Source organism: Paenibacillus sp. 2TAB19 (genome assembly GCF_052115185.1).
GTDB lineage: Bacteria > Bacillota > Bacilli > Paenibacillales > Paenibacillaceae > Pristimantibacillus.
This window is the reverse complement of the sequence record NZ_JBFRGE010000080.1, coordinates 18,564-29,529: the sequence shown is the minus strand read 5'-3', so window position 1 is coordinate 29,529 and position 10,966 is coordinate 18,564. Positions and strand designations below refer to the sequence as shown.

At 51.2% G+C, this 10,966-nt stretch carries 11 protein-coding genes; 7 read left to right on the top strand and 4 right to left on the bottom strand.

Annotation, left to right across the window (positions count from 1 at the left end):
- Window positions 1–132: 132 nt before the first annotated feature.
- Window positions 133–558, bottom strand: a complete 426-nt coding sequence (locus AB4Z33_RS25495; RefSeq protein WP_442052587.1) for an Hsp20/alpha crystallin family protein — start codon at window positions 556–558, stop codon at window positions 133–135.
- Between the two features lie 174 nt (window positions 559–732).
- On the opposite strand from AB4Z33_RS25495, the gene AB4Z33_RS25490 reads away from it, so the two are divergent.
- The 6 genes from AB4Z33_RS25490 to AB4Z33_RS25465 all read left to right on the top strand — a co-directional run bounded on the left by AB4Z33_RS25490 (window position 733) and on the right by AB4Z33_RS25465 (window position 4,884).
- On the top strand, window positions 733–972 hold the full coding sequence (locus AB4Z33_RS25490) for a spore germination protein (RefSeq protein WP_337101651.1): 240 nt from the start codon (window positions 733–735) through the stop codon (window positions 970–972).
- Window positions 969–1,172 (top strand): spore germination protein GerPB, encoded by a 204-nt coding sequence (locus tag AB4Z33_RS25485; protein ID WP_442052586.1) that lies wholly within the window; start codon window positions 969–971, stop codon window positions 1,170–1,172. Before AB4Z33_RS25490 ends, AB4Z33_RS25485 begins: the two co-directional genes overlap by 4 nt.
- A 39-nt stretch (window positions 1,173–1,211) precedes the next feature.
- Window positions 1,212–1,889: a spore germination protein GerPC gene (gene gerPC / locus AB4Z33_RS25480; protein WP_442052585.1), complete on the top strand. Its 678-nt coding sequence runs from the start codon at window positions 1,212–1,214 to the stop codon at window positions 1,887–1,889.
- Window positions 1,890–2,105: a hypothetical protein gene (locus AB4Z33_RS25475; RefSeq protein WP_442052584.1), complete on the top strand. Its 216-nt coding sequence runs from the start codon at window positions 1,890–1,892 to the stop codon at window positions 2,103–2,105.
- The gene (locus AB4Z33_RS25470) at window positions 2,095–2,532 is read left to right on the top strand and encodes a spore germination protein GerPE (protein ID WP_442052583.1); all 438 of its coding nucleotides are present in this window, start codon (window positions 2,095–2,097) and stop codon (window positions 2,530–2,532) included. Before AB4Z33_RS25475 ends, AB4Z33_RS25470 begins: the two co-directional genes overlap by 11 nt.
- Before the next feature lie 456 nt (window positions 2,533–2,988).
- Window positions 2,989–4,884 (top strand): squalene cyclase, encoded by a 1,896-nt coding sequence (locus AB4Z33_RS25465; RefSeq protein ID WP_442052582.1) that lies wholly within the window; start codon window positions 2,989–2,991, stop codon window positions 4,882–4,884.
- 24 nt (window positions 4,885–4,908) lie between these two features.
- On the opposite strand, the gene gntK is transcribed toward AB4Z33_RS25465, so the two are convergent.
- Complete coding sequence (gene gntK, locus AB4Z33_RS25460; RefSeq protein WP_442052581.1) at window positions 4,909–6,447, bottom strand: gluconokinase; 1,539 nt, start codon at window positions 6,445–6,447, stop codon at window positions 4,909–4,911.
- A 181-nt stretch (window positions 6,448–6,628) separates the two neighbouring features.
- Between gntK and AB4Z33_RS25455 the strand changes: the two genes are divergently transcribed.
- Entirely contained in the window at window positions 6,629–7,474 is an 846-nt protein-coding gene (locus AB4Z33_RS25455; RefSeq protein WP_442052580.1) for a MurR/RpiR family transcriptional regulator, read from the top strand.
- A gap of 64 nt (window positions 7,475–7,538) precedes the next feature.
- Here the strand turns inward: AB4Z33_RS25455 and AB4Z33_RS25450 are convergent, their stop codons facing one another.
- Window positions 7,539–9,509, bottom strand: a complete 1,971-nt coding sequence (locus tag AB4Z33_RS25450) for a glycoside hydrolase family 15 protein (protein ID WP_442052579.1) — start codon at window positions 9,507–9,509, stop codon at window positions 7,539–7,541.
- Entirely contained in the window at window positions 9,491–10,954 is a 1,464-nt protein-coding gene (glgA, locus tag AB4Z33_RS25445) for a glycogen synthase GlgA (protein WP_442052578.1), read from the bottom strand. Before glgA ends, AB4Z33_RS25450 begins: the two co-directional genes overlap by 19 nt.
- Between the last annotated feature and the right edge of the window lie 12 nt (window positions 10,955–10,966).

The window sequence follows — 10,966 nt, the reverse complement described above, 5'->3', positions numbered from 1 at the left end:
CGTCACTAGCCATTATAAGGGATAAGTCTGCCATTATCCAGCCGTAAACCCGGTCGATTTCGTGACAAAACAAGGAGTTCCTGCAACAAATGAAGCGGCCCCCCTTGCCTGCAAAAGAACTGGATATCCTCGCTACCAGACAATATACGACTCATGATAGGTGCGATTGACGGGCCGCTTGCGCAATTTCACATGCAGGATACCATCCTTCACCTGTGCTTTGCATATTCGCGGTTTAACGAGTACCGGCAGCTTCACGGTCTCTTTATTTCCTTTCGGCAGCCCTTCCACCCGGACTCGATCTTCGCGAATGAACAGCCTTACCTGTTCACGTTCCGTATCCTTTGGCAAATTTATTTTTACGATGACAAAATGGTCCGTTTCGGAGACTGCCGCCGACTTCGAGCCGGTTATTACGCCGGCAGCCTCAGGCAGCGCTTTGGTCATCAGCTTCCTTACATATTGCTCCACCCAATCCGGCTCTTTGAGCACCTCGAACCCTTTTGGAAGCTGCTGCCCTTCCATCCATTTCTCGATATCATTCCATTTGGACGCCATCAGCACACCTGCCTCCCTGCACTACTGCCAATATATGCGCCAGCCTAGTCGATGGATACTGCCGGCTGATTTAGCAACAGCACGTACTTGGGCGGGTAACGTCTAGGCGAATGCCGCATAAGATGTAATATCAGATAGGCCAGCCAGACCGATTCATAGAAGAGGGTGAACGTCATGCCAGCAGTCGTAGGTTTTGTAAAAATAGTCAGTGTCGGATCGAGCTCGATCGTTCAGTTCGGCGATGCCGTGCAAGTATCGCCCAATAGCAGTTCCAAAACGTACGCAGGGTCGGGATCCTTCCTGACGGGCAGCTTAACGAATTCCAACAATGCCGTCAGCGCAACGAACACGCTTGATCCGGATTTGCAAGACAATACGCAAAACGAGGTAGCCTCGGGAGTTAACGTCATATGAGCTGGACCATTCATCAGCAGATTACGATCAATTCGATGCGCATAGACAGCATCTCGAACAGCTCGGTGCTTCAGGTAGGCAGCGCAGGTTCGATCCGATCATTGTCCCAGCTCTTCAATACAGGCGGCTTCTCTGGGCCTGCTCCGCAGCTCAGCTCGGAAAATCCGTTATCGTTCGTGCCGCTTCCGAATCCTTCATAATCGCTAGTAAACATACCGTTACGTCAGGAGGTGGAACGTATGCAGCAAGGTCCGCTGTCACCTTGGCAAGCCTGGGCGCATGACGTGATGCATAAGCTAACCGTCCAGCAAACGATTATCGAGAAGCTAGAGCAGCAGGTTGCCGAGTTATGCGAGCAGGTGAAGCTGTTGGAGGCTAAGCCTGCTTACAATATCGAGAGCATCGAATATCATTTTGACCAATTGAAGGTTGAGAAGCTGGATGGAACACTGAATATCGGCATGACCGCTCCCGGCAGCGGCGGCGATCACTTTCCTGGGTCCATCGAGCAAATATCTGTACCTTCACCCGCACCAGCACCTGAGGTGTTCCCGTCAGCAGCTCCTGCAGTGACGCCTCCATCCCCGTTGTATAACGAAATATTCAATAATATGAATCGATATCTCGATACGGATGCGACCGAAAGACTTATCGCCATGGAAACCGATCTATGCATCCCGTTAGATCCGTTCCACCGTAGAATCATTCTTAATGATATTAAGAAGCAGATGCCAACACGAATCAATTACTATATGCAACAATCAAACAACAGCGGCAACGATAATGAAACTCCGAATACAAACGAGAATACAGGCGAAGTTGTGCTTGTCAAAGCAATAAGAGATGCAGACGCAGCAATGCTCGCCTATATGCAGCAGCTACAAAAAGGGATTCCACCATCAGGAGGCAATGTCTAGATGATTCAATTCAAAGTCGTTAATCATGCGCTCACCGTTGGACAGATCGAAATACTCGGCGTATCGAGCGCTTCAATGTTCCAGATCGGGGACACCGACTACGTCACGTTGAACTCGATGTTCGATACGCCGCCGGAATCGGTCATCGTAGGTCCCGTAGCGCCGCTCCCGCTCCCGGAAGGAGCGCAGGAGGAGGGCGCAGCGAGTGCCGAATAATAGYGGTCCAAACGATTCGTTCCCGATTCGGACAGCGCGAATTGGCGCCGTATACCTCATCGACGTCTCGTTGTCGGCCGCCGTACAATTCGGCGATCGCGGCGAGACGAATGCCAGGCTTCGCGCATTGGCTGTGCAGCGCAAGGAAGATCATACGACGGCCGGCGATGTCTTTTTCGAATCATACCGGATCTTTGATCGCCAATTGCCCGAACTGGTTGATCCGCAATACGAGCCAGGGCAAGGCGTCCAGATTGAGAGGATTAACTGCAACCCGTATATTACGGTCGGCTGTATTCAAGTTACGGCTACAGGCGCGGCATCCAGCTTCCTTGCAGGCAATTGCATGAACGTTAACTTGGAATCCCGAATTAAGCATATCCGGCAATATCCGCGGCCTAAGCCTGTCCCCGGCGCTTTCTGCTGACAAAGGCAAATGCCAGGAAAGGCAGCAGCCTACGCAAGATTAAACAATCAAATGGTAGGCAAAAGTGGAATTGCATCGATACAGGTACAAATGTCTAGTTCTCTTCTGCCCCTGCCGCATACTTTATCTTGTGATTAGGTACAAACATCACACTAAACTTACTTTTCAGGAGGAATGAACTATGGGATACCCTGTAGCAGGTGTGGGTGCTGGTTGCGGTAACGGCCTATGGTCAAATACGGGTACTATTCTTGTTCTCTTCATCTTACTAGTCATTATATTGCGCGCAGTTGTATTTTAACTCCTGCCTATAGATGAACAGTGCAGCCGAAAGGCTAATCCAATATGGGAATTAGAAAGGCAAGGCATCTCCTAGTGGCGATGCCTTGTTTGCTTTAATGAGTCGGCCACCGCTCGCATATACATATTGAATAACCTATGCAAAGGATGAAGCGAATGATGGATTTGAAACCGCTTCGAGAGAAAATAGAACAATTGACCGAAGAATTGCTGAGATTGCAATCACCAGACGGCGCATGGCGGCTGTGCTTTGACGACGGCCTGACGACCGACAGCAACATGATTATGTTACTGCGGATATTGAACATCGCCGATGAGCCCTTTATCCGTTCCTTAGCGATTCGTATTGCTTCCCAACAGCAGCCTGATGGCTCCTGGAAACTGTATCATGATGAGCGGGAAGGCAATTTGGACGCAACGGCCGAGGCAGCCTATGCGCTGCTCTACGCCGGCTTATATACCCCGTACGATGCGCCGATAGTTAATGCCAAGAAATATATTCGCAGCCGCGGCGGCTTGGCTGAGGTGAAATCATTGCTTACGCAAGTATGGTTGTCCGCTTCGGGACAGGCGGAATGGCCGAATGCCTTGCGCGTGCCTCTGCCCTTCCTGTTCGGCGAGCACCCTCTGTTCGATCTATTCACATTGTCAGGCCATGCTAGAGCTCATATTGTCCCTACCGTCATTATGGCGAACAGTCTTTATGCTAGACGCGCGCCAAGCGCTCCCGATCTGTCCGATTGGTTCATTGACGGGCATCTGGAATTCAAAAATGATCCTCCGATCTTCGCGGCTTTTTCCGCTTTATTCGATACGATAGCCCAAACCGGATTGTTTGCTGATGCTTCTCACGAGGCATGGAAAAGGGCTGAGCAATACATGCTTGATCGACTCGAACCGAACAGTACGCTGCTCACCTTCTCAACAGCAACGATGTTGATGATTATGGCGTTGCTCGCATTAGGCTACGATGACCACTCGCCATTAATTAGCCGTATGGTTGCAGGCATTCGCTCGCTGCTATGCCGTGATCGCCCCCATATTCAAGTCGCTTCCGCGGAAGTATGGGATACGGCGATGCTCAGCTACGCGCTTCGAGAAACCGGACTTCCGCCTTCGAGCTTCGCTCTGCGCAATGCGGCAGCTTATTTGAAAGTTAGACAACAGACCAAGCTGGCCGATTGGGCTATTCACAATCCGGATACGCCGCCGGGCGGATGGGGCTTCTCTGACGTAAATACACTATATCCCGACGTGGACGACAGTACAGCAGCGCTGCGGTCATTGCTTCCTTATGTAGCGGAATCAGACACTGCGGGAGCAACGAATATCGAGGATGATCATGCAGCATGGCAAAGAGGCCTTAACTGGGTGATGTCCATGCGCAACGACGATGGCGGATGGCCTGCTTTTGAGCGCCAAGGGAGTACGACCCCGCCAAGCTTTCTAACTTTTGAAGGCGCAGCAGACATCGCTGTCGATCCGTCAACGGTCGACCTAACGGCACGTACGCTTTATTTTCTAGGCAAAGAGCTTCATCTGACGTCATCGTCAAGCTGGCTGGAGGATTCAGTTCGGTATGTGTTGTCACAGCAGCAGAAGGATGGCAGTTGGTACGGTCGTTGGGGAATTGCTTATACGCACGGCACAGGGGCTGCCCTTCAAGGGCTGACGGCTATCGGCGTCGCCAACGATCATCCCGCTGTGCGCAAGGCGGCTGCTTGGCTGCTTAGTATTCAGAATGCAGATGGCGGATGGGGAGAGTCCTGTCTAAGCGACAAAGTGAAGCATTACGTTCCGCTGCATGCGAGCACGCCCTCTCAGACGGCATGGGCGCTTGATGGTTTAATTGCAGTATCTCCGAAATCTACGCCGGCCATTGAGCGCGGCATAAAAGCTTTGCTGCAAGCACTTGATCGAAACGACTGGACATACACATACCCGACAGGAGCAGGCCTGCCGGGCAGCATATACGTTCATTATGTGAGCAACAATTATATTTGGCCGCTCTTAACGCTAACGTCCTATATTCATAAGTACGGAGGCAACTAAGATTTCGCCGTTAATGGTCGCCGTTTACATCCATTTTTTCTGAAAAGCAGCAATTTCCGCATATTCAACTGTCAGCAATCGCGACAATCGAATATAGATCGGCATGATCTCTGCATAAATAGCGGCATTGTGCTTATCAGGCTGATGCTTGCGAGAACCGCCGACCATCTCGGAGACGACTTGCAGCGAGGACACCTCGCCTAAGCTGTACAATCCGAGAATGGCTGCGCCTAGACATGAGCTCTCGATACTCTCGGGCACTTGCAGCTCTTGGTTGAAAATATCGGACATCATCTGGCGCCATAGCTCAGAGCGGGCGAAACCTCCTGTCGCTTGGATGCTTGTCGGCTTGCCAATTAAGTCCTCCAGCGCCATAAGTACGGTATACAAGTTATAAATAACGCCTTCCAGAGCGGCGCGAACGAGATGCTCCGTTCGGTGATGCAAGCCCAGGCCGAAGTATGAACCTCTTGCATTAGCGTTCCACAGCGGCGCTCTTTCGCCGGATAAGTACGGATGGAAGATCAAGCCGTCAGAGCCAGCGCTCACTTTGGCGGCCAGCTCCGTAAGCAGCTCGTAGGCGTCGACTCCGCGCTGCTTCGCTTCATCCGCTATATGCTCTCCGATCTGATCCCGAACCCAACGGAAGATCATTCCCCCATTGTTGACCGGGCCCCCGATGACCCACAGGTCATCAGCCAGCGCGTAACAGAACGTACGGCCAAGCGGATCGGTGATCGGCTTATTCGTAACGGCTCTGATAGCGCCGCTCGTCCCAATCGTAACCGCAACAGCTCCAGGCTCTATCGCATTGACGCCTAGATTCGACAGGACGCCATCACTGGCGCCGACGATGAACGGCGTCGAAGGCAGCAGATTCATCCGCTCCGCATAACCGCCATTCAATCCTTCAAGCTTGTATGTCGTCGGAACCGGGGCAGACAATTGATCAGCCGTAACGCCTGCAACTCGCAGCGCCTCCTCGTCCCAATACAGCTGCTCAAGGTTGAACAGTCCAGTAGCCGAAGCAATCGAATAGTCAATAAAGTATTGGCCGAACAGCTTGAAAAACACGTACTCTTTAATCGATATAAATTTATAAGCGCGCTCGAACAGCTCCTTCTCATCATGACTGAGCCATGCCAGCTTGGAAAGAGGCGACATCGGATGAACCGGCGTGCCGGTACGCAAATAAATTTCATGACCGTTCAGCTCGCTCTTAATTTTATCCGTCCACTCCGCGCTGCGATTGTCTGCCCATGTGATACATTGCGTAATCGGCGTGCCTGCTTCATCAACCGCGATAACGCTATGCATAGCCGAACTGAATGATACGCATACCACCTCGTTAGCCTGTACGCCCGCTTGTGCTACGGCTTGTCCGATCGTCTCGATAACCGCTTGGAATATTTGCTCAGGATCTTGCTCCGCGATCGCCGGCGACGGCGAATGAAGCGGGTACTCGATGCCATGACTGGCTACGATAGCCCCTTTCGTCGTGAACAATACGGATTTTGTGCTTGTTGTTCCTATATCAACGCCAATCATATATTTAGTTTCCATTGCTAGTCTTCATCTCCCTATGTTAACTCGCTGCATAACGCAATAATTCCCTCTATAACCTTACAAGGGATTAGGCGCTTGCGCAACTTTTCTATACGAGTCGGATAGATAAATGGTTTACCAATTAACGGTTTATGGTATACTTCTCAACAATACACCGCAACGAGAAGGGAAATCCGCCATGGTGCAAAATATGCTCGGAAAAATCCGCTCCTATCAAACAAGGTTCAGCGAGAAAGAAAAGAAAATCGCCAATTACATATTAGAAAATCCCGAAAAAATTATCCATAGCACCATCAGTGAAGTAGCTGATGATCTCCACGTTGCCGAGGCAACCGTCTTCCGCTTCTGCAAGCATATCGGCTATAAAGGCTATCAAGCAATGAAGATCGCGCTTGCTTCGGAGATTATGTCGCCCGCACAACAGATTTACGAAGAAATCAATGAATCCGACGATGCAAAGACGATAGCCGAGAAAATATTCAAATCGAATATACGTACGCTGGAGAACACGTTCCAATTGCTGGACGGCGATGCGTTCCATAAGGCTGTAGAATTGCTGTCCCAAGCGAAAAACATTTATTTCTACGGTATAGGCGGCTCATCTGTTATCGCCATGGATGCCGTCCATAAGTTCTATCGCTGCGGCAAGCAAGCCTTCGCCTTTACGGATGCCCATTTCCAACTGATGTCGGCATCCCAGTTGGATCAGAAGGATGTTGCAGTCGTCCTCTCCCATTCCGGAACGAATAAGGACACTCTGCGCATACTGAAGACGGCAAGCGACAATGGTGCTAGAACGATCGGAATAACAGGTTTCCCGAAGTCTCCGATTAGTCAGAACGTCGACGTTGCGCTCCATACAAGCTCTGAGGAGACCGAATACCGCTCCGAGGCTTTGGCCTCCCGGATCGGACAACTAAGCCTGATCGACGCGCTATATGTGAACGTCTTGATTGCGAATAAGGACAACGCCAAGTTATCACTGGAGAAGATTCGCCAAGCCATATCCGAAACCCGTATTTAAATGCAAACAAGCTGCCACGTCGCATATATGCGCGGGCAGCTTGTTTTGCGTTCACATGAATGAACTAGTTATCTTTATCGCGCAGCGACTTATACTTCGCCGCATATTTGCTGACGCTTTGCACGAAGGTCGCATGCGACCACGTAAGCGGTGCAACGGACAACGGTGTTCCATCGTACGGATTCAACTGCTCCGGCAACAGACCGCTCTGCAGAGCATGATCGGATACCCATTGAAGCGTATTTTTGGCGCCTTCGAGCTCCTCGATCGACTTCGCTGAATCGATCTCGAAGTTGGCAACCCAAAGCGTACAGATGATCCAAGGGTTTCCCGGCACTTTGTCGATTTCGCCGGATTGCTGGAAGTAATAATCATTCGTATAACGGGCGATACCGCCGATCTCCGTCTTGACCTGCAGCCCTTCCTTAATGGACAGCATCGTCTTCACGACACGCTCGTCCTCGACGGGCAGTACGCCGAATTCAAGAATGCCGAACAAGCTGCTCTCCAGCGTCATATCTTTCACCCAGCGGTTGTCCTTCTGAATGAGACCGCGAGCGAATCGCCCGCTCTCCTCATCCCACAAATGTGTAATCATTCCGTGCTTGATCGATTGTGCCGTATTCTTATAATGATCACTGCGCTCGTAATCACCGAACAGCTCCGTGAAGAACGCAGCTGCCATCAAGCCGCCGTATACGGAAGCCGCCGTATACGTCCATATGCCGTAACGTTCTTCCCACAAATCATAGCTCGGCTTCGGAAGCGACAACGAATGCTCCATATATTGGCTCAAGAAGGAGGCCGCTTTGCGAATCAGATTGCTATAAAGCGATTGCGGCAATTCAATAACCTGATTCCTCGTGTAATCCTGCCACAAGGCGAACAGAACTAGCGCTGTCTCATCCTCCTGTATCGGCAGCCGCCTGCTTCCTTGGACGATATAAGGATGCCAGCTTGAGCCTACTGTACCGTCCGGATTGTATTTATGGTATAAGTAGCCCTCAGGCGACAACGCCTGCGCGCAGAAGTGGAAGAATGGCGCGATGACGCTCTGATACCCGGCCATCGACATCGCATCGGCAATGAGAGCGCCGTCCCGAGGCCACATATAGCTATAGTGGTCGCGATTGTATTGCAGGATATCGGTGTCGTTCGCCGCCAGAATGGCGCCCCGCTCATCAACCTGCGTTCTTACGAGCAGCAGGCTGTGCTTGAACATCTTCACGACATCATGCGGCAAATCGCCAAGATCGGTCTCCGCACGGCGCAGCCAATGCTTCCAGTAAATGACCATCCGGCTTAACAGCTTCTCGGGATGGTTCTCGTGAACGTATTGGTTAAGCTCCTTGACCTCCTCGAGGTTTTTGCCAATGGACATCCAGTAATAGACCGTCTTGTCGCTGCCTCCGGATACAACGGTTCGGAAGCTGATCGTACTGTCGACCGATCCTTGGGCAATCGAGTTGCCCATGAGAACGCCGTCCTCCGCGTCCCTCCAAGTGCCTTCGGCCGATTGGAATCGCTTAATGCCCGTTGAATATTGGGTCATGCCGCCTTCGTCGGAGAAGCCGTTGAACATGAAATAATTAGACCGCTTGTAATGATACAACGTATGATTTTCCGGATAGTAGACCGCTGTATCGCCGACCTCTGAACCGTCGATCATTAGATCCTGATGGAAGAACAATCGTACTTCTCTTGTCTCGCTCGTTTTGTTGCGAATAACGACGCGCTTGATATAGATGCATTCCCGCTGGTGGATGCCGTCGTTCATTTGCAGTTCGATGCCGAGACCTTCATGCCTCGCTATAATGTTCGTTACGAGCGAATCCTCGATATAATCGAGCTCGAACTTCCATTCCGGCTCGTCGAGCCAGCTGAACTTGCCCTCCACCCAGATACCGAAACGACAATATTGACCACCTACATGGTTGAGTTGTCCTACGAACGGATAATAAATATCTCTAATGTAGCAATGCTGGTCGAGGTTCAGCAGCATCTTTCCGTTGCCGATTACAAGATGACGGGCCATTGTTCTTGCTCCTTTCGATGCGGAATAAGGTCGGTATACAACGATAAATAAGCTTTTGCGGAGCGATTCCAGCTATAATCTTCTTTAGCGCCATTCGCTACTATCCGCTTCCACTGCTCCTCGTCGCGATACATCGCAAGCGCTCTGCGAACGGTATGCAAATAGTCATGCGCATTGTAATTCGAAAAGCTGAAGCCATTGCCTTCGCCTGAATATTCGTTGTAGGCGTGAACGGTGTCCTTCAGACCGCCTGTCTCGCGAACGATCGGAACGGTCCGATAACGAAGCGCTATGAGCTGGCTTAAGCCGCAAGGCTCGAATTGCGAAGGCATCGCGAACAGGTCGGCACCCGCATAAATAAGTCGAGCCAGGCCGTCGTCATAACCAATCCACACGGCAGCCTTGTTCGGATACCGTGCCACGATATCATTAAAAAATCGCTCATAACGTTCATCGCCGGCTCCAAGCACGACGAATTGGATATCGTCCTGCAGCAGCTCGTCCAGCGTTGCCATAATGAGCTCGAAGCCCTTCTGCTCCACTAGCCTCGATACGACGCCTATGACCGGTACGCTCTCGGACTGCGGAAGGCCCAGCCTCCGCTGCAGCTCCAGCTTGTTCTTGTGCTTACGGCTGAGCGAGCTGCGATAAGGCGTATGCAGCGCCGCATCGTTCATCGGATCGAATGCCTCTTCGTCAATGCCGTTGACGATACCGACGAGATCGCCAGAGCGATAGCGCAGCAGAGCGTCAAGCCTTTCGCCGAAATATTCCGTTTGAATTTCCTCCGCGTACGTACCGCTTACCGTTGTCAGCTTATCCGCATAGACAAGTCCGCCTTTCATACAGCTTGCCGCTCCATGGAATTCAAGACCGTCCGCACCGAAAACATCATCGCCCGCACCCAGCAAATCTTTGAGCAAATCAATACCGAACAATCCTTGATACTTTAAGTTATGAATCGTGAACACCGACTTCGTATACGCCCAAGCAGGATCGAAAGCATAGCGCGTTCGTAGCAAGAAAGGAATGAGTCCCGTCTGCCAATCATGGCAATGAACGATATCCGCCCGGAAATCCATGTAGCGAACGGCTTCCATAATTGCGAAGCAGAAGAATACGAATCGCTCCGCGTCGTCCCCATAACCGTATAGTCCTCTTCGCTTAAAGTAGAACTCATTATCAATCAAGTAATAGGTTACGCCATCCAAAACACCTCGGAACAGCCCGCAATGCTGATTGCGCCAGCCGAAGGATACCGTAAAATGATCAACGAACTGAAATTGCTCAAGCATCGACAGCGGAATCTGCTCATACTTTGGCAGCACGACGCGCACATCTGCGCCTCTGGCATTTAACGCCTTAGGCAGCGCTCCCGCAACATCAGCTAAGCCGCCAGTCTTAGCCAGCGGCACTGCCTCAGAGGTTGCGAACAATATATTCACGGGCCTCTCTCC